Source organism: Novacetimonas cocois (genome assembly GCF_003311635.1).
Classification (GTDB): Bacteria; Pseudomonadota; Alphaproteobacteria; order Acetobacterales; family Acetobacteraceae; genus Novacetimonas; species Novacetimonas cocois.
In genome coordinates this window covers 132501-155860 of the sequence record NZ_QEXL01000007.1, presented here as the reverse complement: position 1 = coordinate 155860, position 23360 = coordinate 132501, and the positions used below count along the sequence as shown (strand labels likewise).

Genomic DNA, 23360 nt, shown 5'->3' with positions numbered 1-23360 from the left:
CGGGCGCCGCCCGGACCCGGCAGGGAGCGCGGCTCCCTGCACCCTGATACCTGAAAGTCGTGGTCTGCAGGGGGCTCGGGGCTCACGCGCGGTTTTACTTAAAAAACATGGAGGCTATGCATGCCTTTTCCCAATACGGTCAATTACAACTGGCCCGTATCCTTTCCGGGTGCGTGGGCGTCGGAAAACCCGCGCCGGTCGGTGCTGGCGTGGGCCAATGGCCTGCGGGCGGGCACGGGCGGCGTAAGTGTCGCGGCCTTTGCATGGGTGCAGGCGGACGGGGCGTCGGTGCTGAACACGCCGCCGTCCGATGCTGCGGCGACGGCCACCGCCAGCGCGGGTGTCGCGGCAGGCGGCGTGTCCGCCATCACGGTGACGTCCGGCGGGTCGGGGTATGGCGCCGTACCGACCGTCACACTGTCGGGCGGCGGCGGTACCGGGGCGCAGGCCACGGCCACGATTGGCAACGGCGTGGTGACGGGCATCACTGTGACGGCCCCCGGCACGGGATACACCACCGCGCCCACAATCACGCTGTCGGCCCCCGTGGCGACGCCCGCCGCCCCGGACGGGTTTGTCGTGCGTGAACAGCAGGGGCTGATGACGCAGTACCTGCAGGAAGCGACGATGACCATCCCGCAGGGCTTCATGGTCACGCTGGCCGATGGCGGCGACGTGTTCTGCGCCTGCGCCAGTGACGCCGCGCGCGGCGACGTGGTCTGTGCCTCCGTCACGGATGGCGGCATCACCGCCGTCGCGCCGGGGACGGACGCGCCGGACGGGTATGTCGCGACCGGCTGGCGCGTCGCCCTGCCTGCCGCAACCGGCGGCCTGATCGCCATTACGAAAGATGCTTCCTGATGAATACACCCCTGTTTCGCAACGACGCGCCCGTGCTGGCGCGGCAGTATGGCATTCATCTTGAGGGCGTGCGCGACTATTTCCCCGCAGGCGGCCTGGCGATGGATGCCGATGGCGCGGTGACGGCGGCCAATTCGGGCATTCCGGCCATCTTCACCACCTATACCGACCCGGTGGTGATCCGCGCGCTGGTCGCGCCCACCCGCGCGGCGCAGATTTATGGCGAGGTGCGCAAGGGTGACTGGGTCACCGACACGGCGATGTTCCCCGTGGTCGAACTGTCGGGGCGCACGGCGGCCTATGGCGATTACAGCGCCGATGGCGAGGTGGACGCCAACGCCAACTGGATCAGCCGCCAGTCCTTTCATTACCAGACCTGGACCCGCTGGGGCGAGCGCGAGGTCGCGCGCATGGGGGCGGCGCGCATCGACCTGGTGAACCAGCGCAACCTTGCCTCCATCTCGGTGCTGGGCAAGCAGCAGAACCTGACCTACCTGTTCGGGGTGGCGGGGCTGGAATGTTACGGCGCGCTCAATGACCCGCAGCTGCCGCCCGCGATCCAGCCGCTGCCGAAGGTCGCGGCCAACGGCACGGCCACGGGTTCGGCCGACTGGCTTGCGATGTCGGACCCGCTGCAGTGCTTTGACGACGTGCTGCGGCTGTATGCGCAGCTTGTCACCCAGATGGGCGGCAACCTGACGCTGGAGACGCCGATGACGCTGGTGATCCCGACCGAACGCCAGCAGTGCCTGCTGTATGCCAACCAGTACAATGTAAAGCTGCGGGAGCTTCTGTCCGAAAGCCTGCCGAACCTGCGCATCGAAACCCTGCCGGAGGCCGGGACCGCGCTGGGTGGCGGGATGGTTGCCACCACGCTGATGCAGCTTTTCGTCAACGAGGTGGAGGGACAGGCCAGCGTTTCCACCGGCTTTACGGAAAAGATGCGCGCCCACGCGGTGGAGCGTCACTCCACCTCCGTGCGGCAGAAAAAATCGCAGGGTACGTGGGGGACGCTGTGGTTCTATCCGCAGGCGTGCGCCACCATGACGGGGATCTGATGGACATGGCGACATCGAACAATACGGTTACGGTCCTGTGCCGCATGCCCTCGGGGCTGGTGCTGGACCTGTATGACGAAACGGCACTCGCCGCCCGCGCGGCGGACGCACGGCGCGGCCACGGCGCGATGGCGGCCCCCGTGCCCCGCGCGTCGGTGCGCCTGGCGGGCGCGCGGCGCGACCCGCGTTACCACCCGCGCGACAACCGGCTGCTGGGCATGGCGGGCCGGACGGAGGTCCCGGCCGATTTCTGGGCCGCGTGGTGTGCGCAGAACCCGGATTTCGCGCCGCTGCGCCACGGCCTGATCGCCGCCGAACGCACGGCGGAGCGCGCGGCCTCGTGGCTGCGTGAACATGGCGGCACGCGCACGGGTCTGGAACCGCTGGACCCCGACGCGTTGCCGGTGGTGGGCGTCACCCGTCGCGACGCGGCATGAGCGGCGGCGTGGCGTTCGATTACGCGGCATGGGCGCAGCGTTTCCCCGCGCTGGCGGCGCAGGCGGACGCGACGCAGGCGGCGGCGTATTTTTCCGAGGCCACGCTCCTCCTCTCCCCTCGCGCCCGCAGCCCGCGTGACGCGGCGCGGCGCAGGATGCTGCTGAACCTGCTGGTGGCGCATATCGCGCAGCTGGACCAGCAGGTGGCCCAGGGCAATACCCTTGTCGGGCGCATCAGCGACGCGACACAGGGCAGCATCACCGTCCGCGCCCAGATGGAGGGGGAGGGAGCGTCCGCCGCATGGTTCAGCCAGACCCCGTACGGGGCGCAGTTCTGGGCCATGTCGCGCCGCATGCGCCTTGCCCGCTATGTCCCCGGGCGGCCGCAGCCGGCGCTTGTGTGGCCCTGAACGCGGGAGGGAACACCCGGGCGCTGCCCGGACCCGGCAGGGAGCGCGCTCCCTGCACCCAGGGACTTAAAGGTCAAGGTTTCCAAAGGGCAATGCCCTTTGGTGGGGGTTCGGGGGCAAAGCCCCTGAGGGGGTATCCGCCCTGACAACGAAAGGACCAGCCGACATGAACCTTTTTGGCGCGGCCTGTGCCGTGACGGGGGCCGTGGGGCCGGGCATCGCGGCCACGCTGAAGCTGTCGAGCGGCAGCGCGGGCAATGCGGATTTCACCCGCACGCCGCTGTATCGCGAGGTCCCGGCCACGATCCGGGTGCAGGCCCTGTCGTCGGACGAACTGGCGCATGTGGGGGATCTGAGCCAGCAGGGCGACCTGCGCATCGTGTATGTCGCGGGCGTCGTGGGGGGCATGGACCGCGCGGCGGGCACGGGCGGGGACATGGTGAACTTTGACGGCGCGGACTGGCTGGTGGTGCGCCAGATGGAGCAGTGGGGGACGGCATGGTCGAAACTGATGGTACGCAGGCAGTCCCCGGCGACGTGACCGAGGGCACGGTCCTGACCGCGCTGGGGCAATGGCTGTGCGCCACCGTTCCCCTGCCGGCAGCGTCCGTCATGGTGGGGCAGGTCAACCGCGTGGCCGCGCCGGTCGGCCTGTTCGTCATCATGACGGTGGCGGGCCGCGCGCGGGTTGCCACCAACCGCACCACCTATGCTCAAGGGTGCCGCATCGTGTGGATGCAGCAGCAGGTCGACGTGCGCGTGGACCTGCACGGTCCCGGTGCGGGCGACGGGGCGGGGCGGATCGCGCTGCTGTTCCGCGACCCGGCCTGCGCCGCGTTTTTCGCGGGCATGAACACAGGCGCGGGCGGCGTCACGGGCGGCATCGCGCCGCTTTACGCCACCACGGCGCAGCAGCAGGCCTTTGTCTCCGACGCGGCGCAGTACGAGGACGCATGGCACGTCACGCTGTCGCTGCAGGTCAATTCCACCGCGACGTTCCCGCAGGATTTCGCGAACACACTTTCCGTCGGGATTTTCGAAACCGACGCAACCTTTCCACCGGAGTAAGATATGGCCGGCATTCCTGTTTCTTCCATCGTCCGGGTCACGCCCGGCGTCCTGGCCGCGGGCGGCGGGGTCGCGTTCCTGAACGGGCTGATCCTGTCGCGCAACGCGGCGCTGCCCGCGTCGGGGGTGACGACGTTCACCTCCGCCGCCGATGTCGCGGCCCTGTGCGGTGAAACCAGCGTCGAATACCAGATGGCGCAGGTCTATTTCACCGGCTTTACCAACGCGACGCAGACGCCCGCGACCCTGCTGATGGCCGCGTGCCCGGTTTTCGCCGACGCTGCCAGCACCGCCATCGCCACGGCCACGCTATCGGCGGGGGGCGCGGTGCAGTCGGTCGCGCTCGTCTCCGGTGGCGGCGGGTATGACGCAGCGCCCAGTGTCACCATTTCGGGCGGCGGCGGCACGGGGGCCGTGGCCACCGCCACCGTGGAGGACGGCGTGGTCAGCGCCATCACCGTGACGCAGGGCGGCAGCGGATACACCTCCGCCCCGACCGTGACCCTGTCCGCGCCCGCGACGGGCGGCGTGACGGGCGGCGTGACACCGGGGGCCGCGATGGACGCGGTGGTGGCGGCCAGCACCGGCTGGACCGGATTTACCACCGCGTTCGAACCCGGCCTGTCGGACAAGCAGGCGCTGGCGCAGTGGACGGCGGCGCAGGGCAACCGCTTCTGGTACGTGCCGTGGGATACCGACCCGCAGGCGACGGTGTCCGGCACGACAGAGGCATTCGGCGCGTGGCTGGCGGCGCAGTCGATTGCGGGCGTCACCGCGATTTATGCCGACCCGCTGGTGTCCGCGCTGGCGCTGGGGTGGATGGCGTCACTCGACTTTTCCGCGACATCGGGGCGCCATACGCTGAAATTCCGGCAGAACACGCTGGTGACGCCCGGCGTGCAGGACGCGGTCACGGCGGCGACGCTGGCGGCGAACGGATACAGCTATTACGGCGGATACGCCGGGGGCGGGACGGATTTCCAGTTCCTGTCCGATGGCGCGGTCTCGGGGCCGTTTGCATGGGCCGACAGCTATATCGGCCAGGTGTGGCTCAACGGCTCGTTCCAGGCGGCGCTGGTGAACCTGCTGCTCAATACCGGGCAGATCCCGTACAATTCCGACGGCGACGTGCTGATTGCCGCCGGCGTTCAGGACACGATCAACCAGGCGCTGTCGTTCGGGCTGATCCGCGCGGGCGTCGCCCTGACGGCGGCACAGCAGCAGCAGGTCAACAACGCGGCGGGACGGACCATTTCCGACACGCTGGCGACGCGGGGATGGTATTTCCTGCCCGGTGCCTCCACCGCCGCGGCAGACGTGCGCGCGTCGCGCGCCAGCCCGCCGTGCCAGTTCTGGTACACCGATGGCGGCGCGGTCCAGTCCATCAGCCTGTCTTCGCTGGAGGTGCAGTAATCCATGAGCGACTATAACATTTCCGACGCCAACTCGGTCTTTACCATCACGGTGGCCAACCTGTTCAACGCGCCGGTGACGCTGTCGAATTACAGCGCCGACCGCGCGTTCGACACCGACCAGCGCGAACTGGTGGAAACGCAGATGTCCATCGACGGCTACCTGTCCGCCGGCTGGGTGCCCCAGCCGGTGCACCAGAGCATCTCGCTCGCCGCGAGTTCGGACAGCTGCCTCGTGTTCGAATCCATCGTCACGGCGCAGGATGTCGCGCGCACCATCTATCGCATCGGCGGCGAAATCCAGCTGCCGTCGGTGGGGCGGCGCTATACCCTGCTGCGCGGGGTGCTGCGGGCCATAAGCCCCCTGCCCAGCGCGGGCCGCGTGCTGGAGGCCCGCCGTTTTGACATCCTGTGGGAGCGGGTGCTGCCCGCCGCGCTGTGATGGCGGTGAAATCCATCGAATACACCATCACCGACCCCGGCGAGGACCGTGGCAAGGTGTTCGTCATCACCCGCATGAGCGCCTTTGACGCCGACCGCTGGGGCCGCCACGTGCTGCATGCCGCCATCCGCGCGGACCTTGCGGTGCGCGACGACGCTCCGGATGCGGGGATCGCGGGGCTGGCGGGGATGGGGGTCGCGCTGTTTGGCGCGATCGACCCGGCGGCGGCGGACGGGCTGCTGGACCGGCTGATGCAGTGCGTGACGGTGCGGCCCGACCCGTCGCGCCCCGGTGTGACGCGCGCGCTGCATGCCACCGACATCGCGGAGATCGAGACGGTAGGCACCCTGCAGGCGGAGGCATTCGACCTGCATGTGGGTTTTTTCAGGGGCGCGGCACGCCTGTTTTCCCCCCGCGCCGCGACGACGGCCGCGCCCGCCGCCCCGCCCGGTGCGTCAACATAGGTCGCGCGCTGGCCTGCGTCATGCAGGCGCGGCTGGCGAGCCTGCATGAACTGCAGAGCATCTATGATTCCGAGGGGCTGTACGACCTGCTGGAAGTCGCGGCGGTGGAGGCATGCAACCGCCTGCCCGATCGTTGAGGAGAGTACCGCCAATGATGCCAGATCCCATGCCGTCGCCGGGGGTTGACGCGCGCGCCGGCAGACCGGCCACCACATGGGAGATCGTGCTGCGCGCGGTGGCCGGGGCGGTGCGCGCGCTGCGCCGGATGGCGGGGCGGGCGCGTGGCGCATCCCCTGTCGCATGGCCGCGCGAGGGCGGGGGAATGGCGGATGTCCCGCCCGTCCCGCCGCGTCCGTCCCATTGCCCGGCCCCGCCATCCCTGTCTTTGCCCGCGCCCCTGTCCGCGCCCGCATCCGTCTTGCCCGATCTTTCTCCTGCCCGGCAGGACGGGGGCGCGTCCCGCACGCGTGGCGCGGTGCGGTCCGGGGCGTCGCGCCGGGACATGGGGGGCGGGACGCCGGACGGTGGCACGGCCCCGCGCGGACATGTTCCGCCGGGGCGGGGCGCATCGCCCGTTACCGTGGCGGCAGGGGCGCCGTGGTTCTGGCGGTCATGGTCCCGCAAACCGTTGTCCCGCGACGCACGGCCCGTGGCGGGCGCGTCCCATGCGCTGTCCTCGACGGGCGGTGGCGAGGACGTGCGAGATGCCGCGTCATCGCCACGGGGGGACATGGCGGCCTTGCCCGCTCCGGCTCGCGCCGGGCGTGGGGCGCGGGCCGTGGTTGCGGGCGGCGTTGTACCGGATGGTATGGAACGGGTGACTGCCGTGCCGTCCACCCCATCACGGCGGGGGCGGGACGCGGAGGTCCCGGTCGCCGCCGCGCGGGGGGCGGGCGATGCCAGTGCCGTCCCCATCGCCGCCGGAAAGGAAGAAAGCCCGGCATCCGCCCCGTTGAGCGAGGGGGCGTCCGGTCCGGCATCCGGCCCCATGTCGGATGTAGTGTCGGGTTCGGTGCCGCGCCCGGTGCTGCATCGGGTGTTGCGTCGGATGTTGCGTCATGGGGCGCATCCCGGATCGCCGGTCATGGCGGGGCCGGTGGCCTTTGGCGGATCGGTGGCGGATCGGCCTTCATCGCCCCTGTCGCGGGCTGTCGCATCGCCTGTCCGGGTCGCATTCGGGCCTGTCGCGGCGCAGGTCGTGGGGGACGGCGTTTCCATGCCGTCCGTCCCGCGTTCCGCACGGCGGGGGCTGCGCGCGGTGCTGTATCCCATGTCCCGCCCGGCGGGGACGCCGGCGCGGGATGTGGCGTGCGTGCGGGATAACGGTCTGTCACGCGATGCGTCCATGCCGTGGCCCGGTTGCGGCGTCATCGCGGCGGACCGTTCGCTGCTTTCCCCGCTACAGGCGCAATATGCCCTGGTCGAGCAGGCCGGCGGCCCTGCGCCGATGCGCGAGGTTCCGGCCCCGCCGATGCCCGCGCCACCGTCCCCGGCCGCGTCCGCCATGCCCGCGCGCATGCCCGCCGCGCGCGCGACGCCCACGGCGTGGAGCCGCAGCCTGCCCGCGATGGCCAATGCGGGTCATTACTGAATATCGCGGACATTCCTGTCATTTTCACCAACGCGCCGGTATCGGGCAGCCGCCTGATCCCGGCAGGGAAGCGAAACGACCATGCCGATCCTGCCTGTTGTCCTGCCCGCGCTGTGGGATATCCCGGTGGCCGCGGGCGTGCCGGCCCTGCTGGGGCAGTCGGTGTCCGCCGGGGTGTCGGCCGTGGCCTCCACCACGCTTGGCACCGTGCTGGAGGATTACGCCATCGCCGCCGCCGCCAGTCAGTGGGGGCTGTATGACGCGTCGGGCAACCGGGTGCTGACCTGCGCCCATGTCCGCGCGCTCGATTTCGAAAGCATGAGCCAGATTTCCGATGCGCCGCAGCTTAACGGGGCGTTCGTGTCCTATGACAAGGTGCGCATGCCGCGACGGCTGATGGTGGAGATGGTCTGCGATGGTTCCGACGCCGAAGGGGCGGGCCTGCTGGCGCTGCCGACGCAGGTGATCGGCAGCCTGTCGGGCGGCACGGCGCAGGCGTCGCGCGCGGCCTTCCTCGCGACGCTGGAGGCGATGGTCGATGATGTCGGGCTGTATGCGGTGGTGACGCCGGAAATCACCTGTCCCTCGGTCAATGTGATCGGCCACCGCTATCGCCGCGAAAGCCGCGATGGCGGGGTCAGCATGCTGGTGGCGCAGGTGATGGTCCAGGAGGTGCGCGTCGCCGCGACGCAGCAGTACGCCACCACCCGCCAGCCGCAGGGCGCGGCGGGCATGTCGCTGGGCACGGTGCAGGCGGTGGATGTCGCGGNGGTAGGGATCCGCCTTTAATCATGAAGAAGTTTTTGGTGAAGCTTTTTTCAAAANAGCTTCGAAAGACGCCGCCTTTTTGAAAAAAGGCGACACCCAAAAACTTTTGAAACCTTTATCAACCGGCCGGTTCCGCATGGAACTTCCCGATCTGGGGGATATGACGATGCAGCAGATACCGCTGGTCGCGACGGCGGCGCAGTCGCTCAATGTCGTGCTGTCGCAGCAGCTGATCCGCCTTGACCTGCGCCAGCGCGCCACCGGCCTGTTCATGGATGTGTGGTGCAACGGGACGCAGGTCCTGTGCGCCGTGGCGTGCCTTGATCGCAACCCGGTGGTGCGCGATGCCTATTTCGGCGTGCCGGGGGACCTGATGTTCGCGGACCAGCAGGGCACGTCCGACCCGTCCTGGGACGGGCTGGGCACGCGTTACCTGCTGCTGTGGGATGGTGGGGGGACGGATGATGGCTGATGCCGGATTTTCCGCCCGGCGCGTCGATGTCACCTTTACCATCGCCAGCGGCGGGCTGGGCGCGGGGGCGGGCGGCGCGGACAGCGTGACGCTGTCGGGGTTGCGGTGCCAGGCGCATGTCGTGACGGCGGCCCTGCCGACGGGGTGCAGCCTGTCGCTGCGGATCGCGGGCATGACGCCGGACCTGATGAACCGCCTGTCGCTGCTGGCGGCGCTGCCGGTCGGGGGGGACGCGACGAAAAAGCCCGTCGCCCCGAACACCGTCACGCTGTCGGCGGGCGACGGGGATGCGACGTGCGTCGTGTTCACGGGCATGGTGGCCGATGCCTATGCCGATTTTTCCGCCGCGCCGGATGTCACGTTCATCGTGTCGGCCACGTCGCTGGCGCTGCTGCAGGTGTGGCCGCTGCCGGCCACCAGCCATGCCGGGACGTGCGATTACGCCGACAGGCTGGCGGATATCGCCACGGGCTGCGGCCTTGGCTTTCGCAATGGCGGGTTCCACCATGTCGCGACCGATTACTACAATTACGGATCGGCGCGGGACCAGATCGAACGCATCCGCGCCGCGACGCATGCGCGCATCGTGGTGGACGGTAATGTCCTGTCGGTCTGGCCCGCCGCCGACGCGGATGTCGCGACCGGCGATGCCGTGGTGATTTCCGCCCCGACGGGGATGATCGGGTATCCGTCGTATAACCAGTATGGCGTGACGGTGGACACCCTGTTCAACCCCGCCCTGCGGCTGTGGACGCCGGTTTCGCTGCAGGCCGATTACGTCAGCGGCGCGACGGGAGGCGCGGCGGGAAATATATCGGGCGCCACGCAGGATGGATGGCGCATGGCGGCCAACGGCATGTGGCTGCCCTATGCCATTTCGCATGAACTCGACACCATGCTTCCCGGCGGGATGTGGCGCAGCAGCGTGCAGGCGGTGCGCGCCACCGCCACGGCATGAGCGTGTGGCGGGGCATGGCCCATGCCGGGGGAGTTTCCAAAAACCCGTGAAAGGGGAACAGGATGTCCGAAACACAATCCGCGACGGTGCATGTCGGCACGCAGGACGCGCAGGACCATGTCAGCGATTACAGTGCGGTGCAGGCGGTGGCGCGGCGGATGCTGGCGATGATGGGGGCCGACACGCCGGTCAGGGTCGTCGCCGTCAATGGCACGGGGGTCAGTCCCGTCGGCTTTGTCGATGTGCAGCCGCTGGTGCACATGCAGGACAGCCTTGGCCGCACCCTGCCGCACGGTATCATCCGCAACGTGCCCTATGCCCGCATCCAGGGCGGGGCCAGCGCGGTGATATGTGATCCGTGCGTGGGCGATATCGGCGCGGTGATCGTCTGCGGGCGCGACATCGGCAATGTAAAGGCCAACCGTGCCGACAGCGCGCCGGGCAGTTTCCGCATCCATGACATGGCGGACGCGGTGTATGTCGCGCCCATCCTCAATGCCGCGCCCACCGAATATGTCTGGCTGACGGGCGAGGGCGTGCGGGTCCGCACGTCCGGCACGCTGCAGATCGATGCCGCCAGCGTGCTCATCAACTGCGACGTGACCACGACGGGAACGATCACGGCGCAGGGCGACGTGACGGGCGAAGGCATTTCGCTGTCGGGCCACGCGCATCCCGTGACCTCCGCCCCCGGCACGACCGGCCGCCCGCAATAGCCGGAAGCCTGCCTGAAAAGCATCCTGAAAATTCCAGAAGTTTTTGGTGAAGCTTTTTGCAAAAAGCTTCGGAAAACGCCGCCTTTTTAAAAAAGGGCAGCACCCGAAAACTTTTATCCTTTCATCAACGGGCCGTTTTCAGGCCGCCCCTGACAAGCAGGCATTTTTTCGGGAACGAACATGACTTCATTACTTCTGGACCGCACGACGTGGGACCTGTCGGTCACGGCGGGGCGCGACATTGCCGTGGCGTCAGATCCCTATGCCGTGGCGCAGGACGTGGCGTGCGCGGTGCGCACGTTCGCCGGGGAATGCTGGTACGACACGTCAAAGGGCATTGCGTATTTCAACATGGTGCTGGGCGTGGGGCAGTCACCCGCCCTGTTCCGCGCGCAGGTGGAGGCCACGGCCCGCGCGGTGCCGGGGGTTGCCGACGCGCGCTGCGTCCTGCGCAGCATCGGCGCGGACCGGGTGCTGGGCGGGGATATCGCGCTTGGCCTGACAACAGGGGAGAGCACGAGTGTCAGTTTCTAGCACCACATCCGTTCCCGCGCCCGCGCTGGGCGCGGGGGGCTTTGCCGCCCCGGCCGAAAGCGACATCCTGACGGGGGTGATGTCGGACATGAACGCCGCGTTCGGCGGCAGCCTCAATACCGACCTCACCACCCCGCAGGGACAGCTGGCCAGCAGCCTGACCGCCATCATCGGCGACTGCAACGACGCGTTCGTCGCCCTTGCCAACGGGGTGGACCCGGCATTCGCCACGGGACGGATGCAGGACGCCATCGGCCGCATCTATTTCATGACGCGCAATCCCGCCACCGCGACGGTCGTGACCGGGGTGTGTTCGGGGGCGGCGGGCACCGTCATACCGTCGGGCACGCTGGTGCAGGACGCGGCGGGGTACCGCTATGCCGCGACATCGGGGGGCACGATCCCCGCGACGGGGACGCTGTCGCTGCAGTTCGCGTGCACCACCACCGGGCCGGTCGCGTGTCCCGCCGGGTCGCTGTCGATTTACCAGGCGGTGTCGGGATGGAACAGCGTGACCAACCCGGTGGCGGGCGTCAGCGGATCGGACGTCGAAAGCCGCAATGATTTCGAGGCACGGCGCCAGCTGACGGTCGCGGGCAATTCGGTGGGGCCGAACGCCGCCATCCTGGCCAGCGTGCTGTCGGTGCCCGGCGTGACGGATGCGTACGTGACGGACAATTCCACCGCCGCCGCCATCACGACCGGCGGCGTCGCCATCCCCGCCCACAGCGTCTATGTCAGCGTGGTGGGCGGCGATGCGTCGGCCATCGCGCTGGCGATCCTGCGCAAGAAGCCGCCGGGCTGCGGCTATGCCGGGGGGACGACGGTCACGGTAAGCGACCCGAACGCGGCCTATGGCGTTGCGCCGTCCTATGCCGTGTCGTTCGATTACGCCACGCCGACGCCGGTGTTCATCGCGGTGTCCATCGCCTCTTCCGCGGCCGTGCCGTCCGATGCCCTGACGCGGATACAGGCGGCGGTAACGGCGGCGTTCGACGGCACGGATGGCGGGACGCGGGCACGCATCGGCGCGAAACTGTATGCCAGCCGGTTCTATGGCGCGGTCGCGGCCCTTGGGACATGGGCGCAGATCGTGGAAATCACGATCGGCCCGGCCGCCGCGCCCACGGGCTTTACGATGCAGATGGACATCAGCCAGGTGCCCACCATCGACGCCGCCGGCATTACACTGACGCTGGTGTGACATGGATAATGTGCAGCAGACCATCATCAGCCAGTACGCCAGCAGTCCCGCCATCTGCACCCTGATCGACGCATGGAACCAGTGCATCGACCCCGGTGCCGGCATCGACGCCTTTTACGCCCTGATCTGGAACGTGCAGACGGCGCAGGGATACGGCCTTGACGTCTGGGGGCGCATTGTTGGCATCAGCCGGGTTCTGACGATAACCGAAGACCTCTTCTGGGGTTTTTCGGAGGCCGGAAACACCTCCGCCGCGCCGTTCGGGCAGGGGCCATTTTATAACGGATCGGTCGTCACCGCGAATTACGCCCTGACCGACGATGCGTTCCGCACGCTGATCTATGCCAGGGCGATGGCGAACATCACCGATGGTTCGGTCATCGGGCTGAACGCCATCCTGATGACGCTGTTCGCGGGGCGGGGCAATGCGTGGGTGGCCGACGGGGGCGACATGACCATGACCTACAGTTTCGATTTCCAGCTGACCCCGGTGGAGATTTCGATTGTCGAGGCCTCGGGCGTGCTGCCCCGCCCGGCAGGGGTCGCGGTCGCATACAGGATGGAGGCATCATGAATGAAACAGAGTGATTTTCCCGCCCGCTTTTCCATCCCGTTCGCGAACGCGGCGGCAAGCGGCTATATCCGGGACATTCCCACGGCATCGCAGATCGCGACCACGCCCGGCGCGGCCTCCCTGACGGACGGGTTTCCCCCCGTGACGTTCGACCCGGTTTCCGCCGGGGGGACGCCGCCATCGGGGCAGGACATGAATGGCCTGCTGAACTGGGTCACCTCTGTCCTGCGCGCGTTCCAGTCGGGGTATTTCGGGCCGTGGGATGCGACATTCGCGGGAAATATCGGCGGTTATCCGATGAACGCCATCGTGTCGGGCGCGACCGCGGGCACGTATTACGTGTCCACCGCCGATGACAACGTGACCACGCCGGGCGCTGCCGGCGCGTCGTGGCAGTCGCTGTTTACCGGGCTGCAGTCCGCCCTTGGCTTCACCCCGGTGCAGCAGGGTGGCGGCCTTGATCAGGCATCGGACAAGGTACTGCTGGGCCGCGACAGCACGTTCGCCGGTCTGCGTNTATTCCTATGGCGGGGCTGCCNGGGAATGTCAGCTGCGGCTACCTGATATCCAGCTATGGCCCCGAAACCGGCGGGCCGGGGGCATCATTCGCGCAGATCGGTGATATCTCGCTCGGGACCGATACGCGGCTGTCCTATCGCGGGCTGGCGTCGAACGCGGCGTATTATACGGGCGCGCTGCTTTATGATGTGCAGGTCGTCCAGACCAGCCTGACGTCGGAGCAGACGGCGCGCGCGAACGCGGATGCCGCGTTGCAGGCATCAAAGCAGGATAACCTTGGCTTCACCCCCGTCCAGCAGGGCGGTGGCCCCGATCAGGTCACGGGTCGGGTCAATATCGGGTCATCCGCGGCAAACCCGTCGGTGCTGCGTGCCTCCGTCAACGGAAACGATACCGGTCCGCTGGTCTCGGGGCAGTTCGGGGCCGTCCTGACGTCCGGGGATTCGCCGGTATGGGGCATCCACTGGACCGCCGCGGGGCGGCCCATGGCCGGCTGGGGATCGGCAGGCGTGACGTGGTCGCAGATCGGCACCTATGCCGACGTGCAGGGCGTGCAGGCCAACGTCACGGCCGAGGCCACGGCGCGCGCGAACGCGGATGCGGCGTTGCAGGCCGCGAAACAGGATGCCCTCGGCTTTACCCCGGTGCAGCAGGGCGGCGGCCTTGATCAGGCATCGGACAAGGTGCTGCTGGGCCGTGACAGCACGTTCGCCGGGCTGCGCNTATTCCTATGGCGGGGCTGCCNGGGAATGTCAGCTGCGGCTACCTGATATCCAGCTATGGCCCCGAAACCGGCGGTCCGGGGGCATCATTCGCGCAGATTGGCGATATCTCGCTCGGGACCGATACGCGGCTGTCCTATCGCGGGGTGGCGTCGAACGCGGCGTATTATACGGGCGCGCTGCTTTATGACGTGCAGGTGGTCCAGACCAACCTGACGTCGGAGCAGACGACGCGCGCGAACGCGGATGCCGCGTTGCAGGCGAACTTTGCGAATTACCTTCCGCTGTCGGCGAACGGAAAGAACGTCACCTATGGCAACGGCGGTGGGTACCGGGTTGCCCTCCAGACGGATGGCAATTTTGTCATCTATGACGCAGCCACCCCGATATTCGGCGTGGGCGGGCCGACCGGCACGGTGTCGCTGGGCCTTCCCGTGGCCGGAAGCGTGCGTTCCGGGACGGTGTCCGGCGGGGTCTATACGGTCATCAACGACGTCATGGAACTGACGTTCAGCGTGTCCGATGTCGCAGACCAGTCGACCATTGAGTTCCCGATGGCATTTTCGCAGACGCCGAACGTGTTTTTCCAGCCATCGCTGGAGGCGAACGGCGACAATCTGAGCTGTTCGCTGATATCGGCGACCGCCACCGGATGCACCGTGCAGATCCACAACAACGCCAACGGCAGCAGCACGTCCGCGCCAACCCTTGTGGTCAGGGCTTCGGGAACGATCTGACCCACCCGGTTTCACCAGAAAGGATATTGAGACATGACCGATACGACCACCACCCCCGTGGCGCAGAACTACATCCTCTATCGCACCAGGGCGCTGATGTTCCAGCCTGCCTACAGCTACCTGTCCGGTGAAACGCCGGTCCCGCCTGCGGCCACGGTCGCCGGCGCGGTCGGCAGCGTCGTCGCCACGCAGCAGCTGACGGGCCTGACGGGCGTCACCACCCCGGACGGGTTTGCCTATGCGCTGGATGCGGCCGGTGCCTATCCGCTTGGCAGCATCTATACGCCGCCCGCGACGACGGCATCCTCCTGATCCGCCGTCACGCCGCATGCCCGCCATGCCGCCTTATGGGCCGCCTTATGAACCGCCTTTCTGGGCGGTTTTTTATTGTCTGGAACACGGATGAACACACAAACGATGCCGCCGGCGCCTGTCGGGCCGGGGGACACGCCCGTGCGCTGCGCCACGGTGGAGGACCTTGCCCGCGTGCGCGAACGCCTGGCGAAGGTGGAGGGCGGGCATGACAACCTGCGCGACGGGCTGAACACCCTGTCGGTGCAGTTCGCCGACCTGCGGCGCGACCTGACGCGGGCGGTGGCCGACAACGCGGCGCAGACCCGGCGCGAGATCATGGGCCGCGTGGACGACCTGACGGATACGGCGACGGCGCGCGACACCGAAATCTCCGCCCGGCTGGCGCGGATCGAGGGCGGGCTGAAACTGACCTCATGGGTCAGCATGACCTTCATCGTGCTGGCGACCGGGCTGCTGGGCTGGGGGCAGGTGGGCGATGCCGTATGGTCGTTGTGCAGGCGCGCGCTGGGATACGGGCCATGAGCGGCCTGTGCATCGCGCAGTTCCGGCGTGAAATCGTCGCCCCGACGCTGTCCCATCTCGGGCTGGGCGGGGATGCGGCGGTCGGCCTGATGACGGGCACCGCACTGATCGAAAGCGGCCTGTGGCAGATGGAACCCGCGACGCATGACGACCTCTGGGCCACGTTCCTGTCGGATGCGCGGCTGGCGTCCCTGCGCGGGGCGGTGCTGGACCTTGCGTCCCGATGGCCCGCGCGGGTGGCGCAGCTGCCTGGGAACCTGCCCTATGCCTGCGCCATGGCGCGGCTGAAATACTACCGCGCGCCGGGGCCGCTGCCGGATGCAGATGATGCGGCGGGGCAGTGCCGGTACTGGAAATCCAACTACAACACCTCGCTGGGGGCAGGGGCGGCGGACGCCGCGCATATCGCCCTGTTCCGGCAGGCGATCGAGGTATGAACATGAACACCACGGCAAAGCTCGGCGGCCTGGGGGCCGTCATCGCGCTGCTGCTGGCCGAAGTGCCGGGGCAGTACGCGCTCTATGTCTCCGTCTTCGTCCTTGCCTGCGGGGCGGCGTCGGCCATGATCCCGCCGCCCCACGCGGGCAGCCGGTGGGCCGTGGCCTATCAGGTCATGGCGGCCATCGGGCTGAATGTCGGATGGGCCGAAAACCACTTCAAGCCGGGACAGTCGGGGGTGCGCGTGCCGCTGCCGGACAAGCCCGCGGCGAAACAGGCCGTCGCGGATGCGGGGATCGCGGTGCTTGATCGCAGGGGCAGGCCCGAACCCCCGGCATCCTGAACATGTCCGGCCGCCCGGTGGGCGGCTTTTTTCATTTCTGACGGGAGCATTGCATGCGCATTTCGAATTGCCGCGCCGTGTGCGGGGGCATGGCCCTCCTCGCGGGGCTTGGCGCCTGCGCCAGCAGCGGGCAGGGGAAGCTGAAACAGTCGGTCTATGACATCGACAGCGCGTATCACGTCATCGCGGCGCCCATGCCCGACGTGATGGCGGGCGGGCTGCCGGGCGTTACGCTGACGGACGCGCAGAAGGCGCTGGTGAAAACCGCCAGCCAGAGCGTGTTCAACGAGATCACGTCGCTGGAAACCTCCATCGAGGGTGGGAAATCCGTCACGTCCGCCGCCGTCTCCGCGCTGGAGACGGACTTCGCCTCGTTCGAGGCATGCTGGACCGGCATGAAGGCGGGGCAGCAGCCCACGGCCTGCGCCGCCGCCGCAACCACCACGACCACCACAACCACGGGGAACTGAGACATGGACGCGGAAGAAATCGGCGCGATCGCCAGTGCGGCCAGCGCGGTGCTGGCCCTGATCGAAAAATACGGCCCCGAAGCGTGGGAGACCATCAGGGAGGCGGTGGAGACCACCACCAGCGGCACCGGCCCCAGCGTGGCGCAGGTGGAGGCGATTTACGCCAGATGCAGGGCGGACAATGCCGCCATACAGGCGTCGTGATCCCCGCCGCGACCTGCGCCACGGCCCATCCCGTGGCGTATTTCGGGACGCATTCCGGGGCGCATCCGGGCCTCCTCGCCATCGCCTTCGTGGCGGGGGCGCTTCTGGGGCAGGTCCTTGCCACGGTGGGGGTGCTGATGCTGCGGCGCGACCGGCGGCGCGCGATCGAGGAACGGCTGGGCCCGCCGCCGCCCGGCTGATGTTCCCCGGCCGATGATCCCCGGTCGATGATCTCTGACTGATGCTTCCCGGCCGATGTCCCCCGGAAACTGGCGTCCGGAAACTGGCGTCCGGGGGCAAGGGACCCGCGCCCGCCTGCCGGGGCCGCGGGCTATCCATCCGCGTCATAAGCGGCTAACATCATGCAAACAGCAAGGTCTCCATCTTTCATGACAAGGACGCGCACACAACCGCCTGCCCCGTGCACAACGCCGTGTCTGTCCACAGGGAGGATGCGTGCAGCGGGAAACGGTAACGGATGAAGATCGACAAGGCGCGGATTGTCGGAAAAATCAATTTCCTTCTCAACCGGATCAGGGACCGGCCGCCGGTCTATCTGGGTGATGACACGCTCCTGTTCTACACGCCCTATGGCTTTTACATCTACCTTGACGGGCGCGATGACAGCCTGACGCCGCACATCATCAACAATGGCGTGTGGGAGGCGGGGATCTCGCGCTATATCGACGCCACCCTGGCGCCGGGGGACACGTTCGTCGATATCGGCGCGAACAACGGCTTTCACTCCCTGCTGGCGGCAAAGCGGGTGGGGCCGGGCGGATGCGTCGTCGCCTTTGAACCGCAGGCGCGGCTGTGCGCCCTGATGCAGCGCAGCCTGCATGCCAACGTGATGGCCGGCCGCCTGTTCATCCGGCAGCAGGCGCTGGGCGATGCCGCCGGTTCGGTGCGGCTGGGCAAGATGGCGTATCTGTCCGGTTCCGCCTCGCTGCTGCCCAACCAGCAGATCGTCGAGCATGAGGACGTCCCCATCGACCGCCTCGACAGCGCGCTGGCGCGGCTGTCGGATGCGATCGGCCGCAAGGTGGTGCCCGACCTGATAAAGATGGATGCCGAAGGGTCCGAATACCGCATCTGGTGCGGCATGCGCGACATGGTGCGCGAGGTGCGCCATATCCGCATCGTGACCGAATTCTCGCCCATCAGCTATCGCCATCAGGGGATGGACGTGGTCGGCTTCCTGCAGGAATTCCACGACCACGGCCTGCGCATCCAGATCATGGACCGCAGGGGGGACCTGCGGGATTTCGACATGCGCCATGCCCCACTGCTGGCGCAGGCGCAACGGCAGTTCGACCTCGTGCTCAGCAAATAGCAGGGGGCGGCGCGCCTCAGGGCACGCCAATATCCATCAGCAGGCGGCGCAGCAGCGCGGTCAGGCGTCCTTCCTCCCGCGGTCTGGGCGCGTCGTCCACCGCCACGCCGTCCGCGTCATCCATGGGATAGCGCGGCAGTTCGGGATGCGCCGCGCTGATGGCCCGCCACAGGGCGGCAAGGCGCAGGCGCTCCTCCTGATAGGAGCGGGCGACGGACTGCACCTGGCGCAGTGCCTCCCGCGCCGTGGGATCGTTGTGGCGCGCGCGTTCGCGCAGCTGCTCCCCCAGCGTGATCGTGGCGGCGGAGCTTGCATCGACCTGCCGGATCAGGTCGGCATAGGCCTCGATAAGTCTTGGCGTATCCATTGCCATGTTTCCTGATAGTGCGCGTGGCCCGAACGCGAACAGTGATCGCGGAAAGGCCGCCGGGCATCAGTAAGGTCGGGCATCGGCGCAGGGATGGTCGGCGCAGGGGTGATCAACGCAAGGGTGATCAAAACAGGGGAGGATGATCGGCGCCGGGATCAGTCGGGCGGCTGCGCCGGGTCGCGCTGGACGTTCGGGGCGTTCATTCCCGGCGGGATGGATTCCTCCCGCGTGGGGGACTTGCCATGCGACAGGCGCGACTTCTGCGCCTTGCGGCCCAGCGCCTGCTGGTCCTGCAGGTAGGGCGCGTTGTTGTAATCCGACGCGGGCTTGTTCCCCGGCCGTTCGGCATGGGTATTGCTGGAGGTCGCGCCCGTGCGGTCCGACGTGGCCTTGTCCGGCAGGGCGGGGTCCGTCATGCCGGGGGTCGTCGTGTCCTGCGCCTGTCCGTGGGCAAGCGCGGGCGGGGCGGATGACAGTCCCAGCAGAAGGAGGGGGATCGCGCCCGCCATTCCCTTCATCAGCACCTTGGACGTCGTCATGGGCATCGGTCTGGTCATGGCTGCGTATTCCTTGTCCGCTGTCGCCCGCGTGGCGCGGGGAACAGTGCGTGGGTGACGCGAAAACGGACAACCCGCATGGCACGCGAAGATGGCATGGGAAAATGCCGCGCCGCGCAGGTCGTGTTACAGGCGAACGCGCCATGACGGGCACGGTTGCCAGCCCGCATGGCCATCCGTGCCGGCGGTCGGGACCAGGCGCCGGCCATGAAGGGCGCGGACGGTTCCCGAAGGGGATTGCGGACGCAGGTTTTTAAGCAAGGCCCCGGAATGACGCCGCATTTTCGAAAAATGCGGCACCCGGAAACTTTATGTCCCTTCAGGCCGGTCCCGCCGCGTGGGCGGGCACGGCCTCGCGCACGCGGCCGGCGGGCGCGGGATGATGGGACACGACGCCGGGGCGGCCGATGCGCGTGATGTCGAATGGCGTCGTCTGGTAGATGCGGTTGATCCAGTTCCCCGCCAGCAGGTGCGCGTGGCTGCGCCAGCGGTTGACGGGCGCGCGGGTGGGATCGTCGTCGGGGAAATAGTTGTGGGGCACGCCAATGTCCACGCCATTGGCGACATCGCGGAAATATTCATCCGCCAGCGAGGTGGAATCGTATTCCAGATGGTTGAACATGTGCAGCGAATGATGCGACGGGTCATCCACCAGGCACAGGCCCGTCTGCTCGCTTTCCGCCAGTACCGTCAGGCCGCTGTGGGCGGGAATGTCGGCGCGGCGCACCTCGGTCCAGCGGGAGACGGGGATGCAGACGTCATCGGAAAACCCGACAAGGTAGGGCGAGGCCGGGACCAGCACCCGGTGGTCGTACACCCCGAACGCCTTTCGCGGCAGGCAGTGCTTTGGCATGCCGTGGAAATGATGGACCGCCGCCTGCGCCGCCCAGCAGATGTTGAGACATCGGTGCACGTTCGTCTGGGTCCAGTCAAAAACCCGGCGCAGTTCGTCCCAGTACGTGACATCGCTGAAGGATAGCCGCTCCACCGGGGCGCCGGTAATGATGAACCCGTCGAAACGTTCCGCCCGCACGTCCTGCCACGCGCGATAGAACGAGGTCATGTGATCGACCGGGGTATGGCGGGGGACATGGTCGCTGATGCGCACCAGCGTCAGTTCGACCTGCAGCGGGGTCGCGCCAATCAGGCGGGCGATCTGCGTTTCGGTGCAGATCTTGTTGGGCATCAGGTTCAGCAGCCCGATCCGCAGGGGACGCACGTCCTGCCGGATGGCATCGGCCTCGCCCATGACCATGACGCCTTCGGCCTCCAGCGTGTCGCGGGCGGGCAGGTCGTCCGGAATCTTGATTGGCATTTTACGTCTGTTCTCCAACTACCTGGCTGGGACAGACGCAGTGGCTTGATCCGTTTGGTTGCCGGGTCCGGCCACATCCTTCCTTGCGGAAGCGCCACCTTGCCCGGAACGGCAGGTTGGCGTTGGGCGTCGTCCCAACTCCTGATGCTGGCGTTTCTTCTATGCGCGGCGGATCATGATTTCAAGTCCGAAAAGCATCGCGGCCCGATTCTCCGCATTGTGTGAAGCCTCCCGCCCCGTGCCGCCTTTTTTCAAAGAGGCGGCGTCAATCGCCACCGCGCAAGGCAAGACCCGCACGGCCTTGCCTTGGGTTCGCCGGTATCTGTCGTGGATGACTGCCCGGACGGAGCGAAGGCGGCCCGGCCACCGCCTATGACGTGACGGGATGGCCATAGGCGCGGTTGAACCAGATCAGGCCGGGCCGCGCGCCGTCATGGCGCACGACCATGTCGATCACGCGGGCGATGACGATGGTGTGGGTGGCGACATCGCGCACCTCGCTGACGCGGCAGTCGAAACTGACGAGCGCACCGTCAAGCAGCGGCGCGCCCGTGCGGCCCCGCCGCCATGTCGCGGCGGCGAAGCGTTCGGCCATCGGGCGGGAACGGCTGGCAAAGGCATCCGACAGCGCCGCCTGCCCCCGGTGCAGGACATTGACGGCCATAACGCCGTGGTCCAGCACGTGCGGGTGCGCGCTGGTGGCGCGGTTGATGCACACCAGCAGCGTCGGCGGCGCGTCCGACACGCTGCAGACCGCCGAGGCGGTAAAGCCATGGGCGCCGCGCGCGCCGTCGGTGGTGACGATGCTGACCGCGCAGGCCAGCGCCGCCATGCCGTCGCGAAAGGCGGCGGCGGTGACGGGTGCCTCCGCCGCCGGGGGAAGGGTGGTCACGGTGGGGCCGGCCATGCCGCGTCCCGCCGTCAGGCCGCGCGGGTGGGGCGGTGGTCGTTCGCGATGGTTTCGCCAAACGGTCCCATTGTGCCCTGCGCGCCGCCCGCGTGCCGGGGATGCGCCGTCGGCAGTCGCGGCAGCACCAGTTCGCCAAAGCGGTAGGCCTCCTCCAGATGCGGATAGCCGGAGAAGATGAACGTATCGATGCCCAGGCGGCGGTATTCGTCGATCCGTTCGGCCACCGTGTCCGCATCACCCACCAGCGCCGTGCCCGCGCCGCCACGTACCAGGCCCACGCCCGCCCACAGGTTGGGGCTGATCTCCAGCCGGTCGCGCTGTCCGCCGTGCAGGGCGTTCATGCGTGACTGCCCCACGGAATCCATCCGGGCAAAGACCTTCTGCGCCTTTGCGATCGTCGCGTCGTCAAGGTGGCTGATCAGGCTGTCTGCCGCCGCCCATGCCTGCGCGCTGGTTTCGCGCACGATGACATGCAGGCGGATGCCGAACGACACCTCCCGCCCGCGTTCATGCGCCAGCCTGCGGATATGGGCGATCTTTTCGGCCACCTGCGCCGGGGGTTCGCCCCATGTCAGGTATTTGTCCACCGATTTTGCCGCCACGTACGACGCGGTCTCGGACGAGCCGCCGAAATAGATCGGCGGCCCGTCCTTCTGCAGCGTGGGGAACAGCAGGTGGCCGTCGCGGATGTGGAAATGCTTCCCCTCGAACCCGACATGTTCGCCCCGCAGCAGCGCGCGATAGATGTCGAGGAATTCATCCGTGATTTCGTACCGGGTGGCATGGTCGGCGAACAGCCCGTCGCCCGCATTTTCCGTGGGATCGCCCCCCGTCACGATGTTGATGAGCAGCCGCCCGTTCGAAAAACGGTCCAGCGTCGCGGTCATGCGCGCCGCAAGCGTGGGCGACAGCAGCCCCGGACGCAGCGCGATGAGGTAGCGCAGGCGTTCGGTCATCGGGGCAAGGGCGGAGGCCACGACCCAGCTGTCCTCGCAGCTGCGGCCGGTGGGGATCAGCACCCCGTAATAGCCCAGCGTGTCGGCGGCCCTTGCCACCTGCTGCAGATACGGCAGGTCCACCGGGCGCGCGCCCTTCTGCGTGCCGAGATAGCGGGTGTCGCCATGGGTGGGCAGGAACCACAGGACGTTGATTTTTTCGGGGATCTTTTCGGGGATCTTGTCGGGAATGTTCCCGGCGGTTGTGTGTGACATGGTCAGGGAACCCTGGATGATGTTGGCAATGACGTGGGGATGACGGTCGTGGCGGCGGACGCGATGGCGGTGCGGCCGGGACACCGGCACCTGCGCGCGCGGGCCGCCCTGTCGGGCGACGGGGCGGGACGGGACCCGTGGCGGGGCGGATCTGTCATGGCGACCTCTCACGGCGATCTCTGGCAACGCGGCACATTAATTAACGAACATAATTGCGTATTAATGTGGTAATGACATTAACAACAGTACAATATGAGTCAATAAAATAAATGACGAACGTCGTGCGCATATATTGCGGACGACAGGAAATCCGCCCGCCATGCCGCCCTGTCCGGGTCATGGCAGGGGCCGGGAACATGCGGAAGGAACCGGCGGGATTTTTCAGAAAACCCATGATATGGCATGAAAATCGTGCAACACTGCGG

The 23360-nt window shown here is 67.8% G+C and carries 30 protein-coding genes and 1 riboswitch; of the genes, 25 read left to right on the top strand and 5 right to left on the bottom strand.

Annotation, left to right across the window (positions count from 1 at the left end; translation table 11 throughout):
• Positions 1-120: 120 nt before the first annotated feature.
• The 24 genes from NJLHNGOC_RS07015 (at position 121) to NJLHNGOC_RS06880 (ending at position 18572) form a co-directional block, all read left to right on the top strand.
• Positions 121-861 (top strand): structural cement protein Gp24, encoded by a 741-nt coding sequence (locus NJLHNGOC_RS07015; protein WP_113595725.1) that lies wholly within the window; start codon positions 121-123, stop codon positions 859-861.
• The gene (locus NJLHNGOC_RS07010; protein ID WP_110531409.1) at positions 861-1919 is read left to right on the top strand and encodes a DUF2184 domain-containing protein; all 1059 of its coding nucleotides are present in this window, start codon (positions 861-863) and stop codon (positions 1917-1919) included. The genes NJLHNGOC_RS07015 and NJLHNGOC_RS07010 overlap by 1 nt, the downstream gene beginning before the upstream one ends.
• A 5-nt stretch (positions 1920-1924) precedes the next feature.
• Positions 1925-2356, top strand: a complete 432-nt coding sequence (locus tag NJLHNGOC_RS07005) for a hypothetical protein (protein ID WP_113595762.1) — start codon at positions 1925-1927, stop codon at positions 2354-2356.
• Positions 2357-2364: 8 nt separating this feature from the next.
• On the top strand, positions 2365-2766 hold the full coding sequence (locus NJLHNGOC_RS07000; protein ID WP_165837866.1) for a DUF4054 domain-containing protein: 402 nt from the start codon (positions 2365-2367) through the stop codon (positions 2764-2766).
• A gap of 166 nt (positions 2767-2932) precedes the next feature.
• Complete coding sequence (locus tag NJLHNGOC_RS06995; RefSeq protein WP_113595723.1) at positions 2933-3307, top strand: hypothetical protein; 375 nt, start codon at positions 2933-2935, stop codon at positions 3305-3307.
• Entirely contained in the window at positions 3265-3834 is a 570-nt protein-coding gene (locus tag NJLHNGOC_RS06990) for a phage neck terminator protein (RefSeq protein ID WP_133258691.1), read from the top strand. The genes NJLHNGOC_RS06995 and NJLHNGOC_RS06990 overlap by 43 nt, the downstream gene beginning before the upstream one ends.
• Positions 3835-3837: 3 nt before the next feature.
• The gene (locus tag NJLHNGOC_RS06985) at positions 3838-5247 is read left to right on the top strand and encodes a DUF3383 domain-containing protein (protein ID WP_113595721.1); all 1410 of its coding nucleotides are present in this window, start codon (positions 3838-3840) and stop codon (positions 5245-5247) included.
• Between the two features lie 3 nt (positions 5248-5250).
• Positions 5251-5688, top strand: a complete 438-nt coding sequence (locus NJLHNGOC_RS06980) for a phage tail fiber protein (RefSeq protein ID WP_113595720.1) — start codon at positions 5251-5253, stop codon at positions 5686-5688.
• Positions 5688-6152 carry a hypothetical protein gene (locus NJLHNGOC_RS06975; protein WP_113595719.1) on the top strand — a complete coding sequence of 155 codons (465 nt, stop codon included), beginning with the start codon at positions 5688-5690 and terminating at the stop codon, positions 6150-6152. The genes NJLHNGOC_RS06980 and NJLHNGOC_RS06975 overlap by 1 nt, the downstream gene beginning before the upstream one ends.
• Before the next feature lie 151 nt (positions 6153-6303).
• Positions 6304-7743, top strand: coding sequence for a hypothetical protein (locus tag NJLHNGOC_RS06970; protein WP_133258689.1), 1440 nt, complete (start codon positions 6304-6306; stop codon positions 7741-7743).
• A gap of 904 nt (positions 7744-8647) precedes the next feature.
• Complete coding sequence (locus NJLHNGOC_RS06960; RefSeq protein WP_113595761.1) at positions 8648-8983, top strand: phage baseplate plug family protein; 336 nt, start codon at positions 8648-8650, stop codon at positions 8981-8983.
• Entirely contained in the window at positions 8973-9941 is a 969-nt protein-coding gene (locus tag NJLHNGOC_RS06955; RefSeq protein ID WP_133258688.1) for a baseplate hub protein, read from the top strand. The genes NJLHNGOC_RS06960 and NJLHNGOC_RS06955 overlap by 11 nt, the downstream gene beginning before the upstream one ends.
• Positions 9942-10003: 62 nt before the next feature.
• Positions 10004-10657 carry a Gp138 family membrane-puncturing spike protein gene (locus tag NJLHNGOC_RS06950; protein ID WP_165837865.1) on the top strand — a complete coding sequence of 218 codons (654 nt, stop codon included), beginning with the start codon at positions 10004-10006 and terminating at the stop codon, positions 10655-10657.
• Between the two features lie 180 nt (positions 10658-10837).
• Positions 10838-11191 (top strand): hypothetical protein, encoded by a 354-nt coding sequence (locus tag NJLHNGOC_RS06945; RefSeq protein WP_113595715.1) that lies wholly within the window; start codon positions 10838-10840, stop codon positions 11189-11191.
• Positions 11178-12395, top strand: coding sequence for a baseplate J/gp47 family protein (locus NJLHNGOC_RS06940; RefSeq protein WP_239021384.1), 1218 nt, complete (start codon positions 11178-11180; stop codon positions 12393-12395). Before NJLHNGOC_RS06945 ends, NJLHNGOC_RS06940 begins: the two co-directional genes overlap by 14 nt.
• Before the next feature lies 1 nt (position 12396).
• A complete protein-coding gene (locus NJLHNGOC_RS06935; protein ID WP_113595714.1) occupies positions 12397-12969 on the top strand; it encodes a DUF2612 domain-containing protein in 573 nt (190 codons plus the stop codon).
• 2011 nt (positions 12970-14980) lie between these two features.
• Positions 14981-15259, top strand: a complete 279-nt coding sequence (locus tag NJLHNGOC_RS06915) for a hypothetical protein (RefSeq protein ID WP_113595710.1) — start codon at positions 14981-14983, stop codon at positions 15257-15259.
• Between the two features lie 90 nt (positions 15260-15349).
• A complete protein-coding gene (locus NJLHNGOC_RS06910) occupies positions 15350-15784 on the top strand; it encodes a hypothetical protein (protein WP_239021383.1) in 435 nt (144 codons plus the stop codon).
• Complete coding sequence (locus NJLHNGOC_RS06905; protein ID WP_113595708.1) at positions 15781-16221, top strand: hypothetical protein; 441 nt, start codon at positions 15781-15783, stop codon at positions 16219-16221. The genes NJLHNGOC_RS06910 and NJLHNGOC_RS06905 overlap by 4 nt, the downstream gene beginning before the upstream one ends.
• A 2-nt stretch (positions 16222-16223) precedes the next feature.
• Positions 16224-16565 carry a hypothetical protein gene (locus tag NJLHNGOC_RS06900; RefSeq protein WP_113595758.1) on the top strand — a complete coding sequence of 114 codons (342 nt, stop codon included), beginning with the start codon at positions 16224-16226 and terminating at the stop codon, positions 16563-16565.
• A 53-nt stretch (positions 16566-16618) separates the two neighbouring features.
• The gene (locus tag NJLHNGOC_RS06895; protein WP_239021382.1) at positions 16619-17035 is read left to right on the top strand and encodes a hypothetical protein; all 417 of its coding nucleotides are present in this window, start codon (positions 16619-16621) and stop codon (positions 17033-17035) included.
• Between the two features lie 3 nt (positions 17036-17038).
• The gene (locus NJLHNGOC_RS06890) at positions 17039-17239 is read left to right on the top strand and encodes a hypothetical protein (RefSeq protein WP_113595706.1); all 201 of its coding nucleotides are present in this window, start codon (positions 17039-17041) and stop codon (positions 17237-17239) included.
• Positions 17203-17439, top strand: a complete 237-nt coding sequence (locus NJLHNGOC_RS06885; RefSeq protein WP_165837864.1) for a LapA family protein — start codon at positions 17203-17205, stop codon at positions 17437-17439. Before NJLHNGOC_RS06890 ends, NJLHNGOC_RS06885 begins: the two co-directional genes overlap by 37 nt.
• 278 nt (positions 17440-17717) lie before the next feature.
• Positions 17718-18572: an FkbM family methyltransferase gene (locus NJLHNGOC_RS06880; protein WP_113595704.1), complete on the top strand. Its 855-nt coding sequence runs from the start codon at positions 17718-17720 to the stop codon at positions 18570-18572.
• Positions 18573-18588: 16 nt separating this feature from the next.
• On the opposite strand, the gene NJLHNGOC_RS06875 is transcribed toward NJLHNGOC_RS06880, so the two are convergent.
• The 5 genes from NJLHNGOC_RS06875 to ssuD form a co-directional block, all read right to left on the bottom strand.
• Positions 18589-18939: a hypothetical protein gene (locus tag NJLHNGOC_RS06875; protein ID WP_113595703.1), complete on the bottom strand. Its 351-nt coding sequence runs from the start codon at positions 18937-18939 to the stop codon at positions 18589-18591.
• Positions 18940-19097: 158 nt separating this feature from the next.
• Positions 19098-19499 (bottom strand): hypothetical protein, encoded by a 402-nt coding sequence (locus tag NJLHNGOC_RS06870; RefSeq protein WP_133258687.1) that lies wholly within the window; start codon positions 19497-19499, stop codon positions 19098-19100.
• Positions 19500-19818: 319 nt separating this feature from the next.
• Entirely contained in the window at positions 19819-20814 is a 996-nt protein-coding gene (locus NJLHNGOC_RS06865) for a homoserine O-succinyltransferase (RefSeq protein ID WP_113595701.1), read from the bottom strand.
• Positions 20815-20858: 44 nt separating this feature from the next.
• Positions 20859-20967: riboswitch (SAM-I-IV-variant riboswitch) on the bottom strand.
• A gap of 217 nt (positions 20968-21184) precedes the next feature.
• Positions 21185-21721, bottom strand: a complete 537-nt coding sequence (locus NJLHNGOC_RS06860; RefSeq protein WP_113595700.1) for a flavin reductase — start codon at positions 21719-21721, stop codon at positions 21185-21187.
• A gap of 14 nt (positions 21722-21735) precedes the next feature.
• Positions 21736-22935 (bottom strand): FMNH2-dependent alkanesulfonate monooxygenase, encoded by a 1200-nt coding sequence (gene ssuD / locus NJLHNGOC_RS06855; protein WP_408890651.1) that lies wholly within the window; start codon positions 22933-22935, stop codon positions 21736-21738.
• 39 nt (positions 22936-22974) lie between these two features.
• Between ssuD and NJLHNGOC_RS15635 the strand changes: the two genes are divergently transcribed.
• Positions 22975-23166 carry a hypothetical protein gene (locus NJLHNGOC_RS15635; RefSeq protein WP_165837863.1) on the top strand — a complete coding sequence of 64 codons (192 nt, stop codon included), beginning with the start codon at positions 22975-22977 and terminating at the stop codon, positions 23164-23166.
• The last annotated feature ends 194 nt before the right edge of the window (positions 23167-23360 follow it).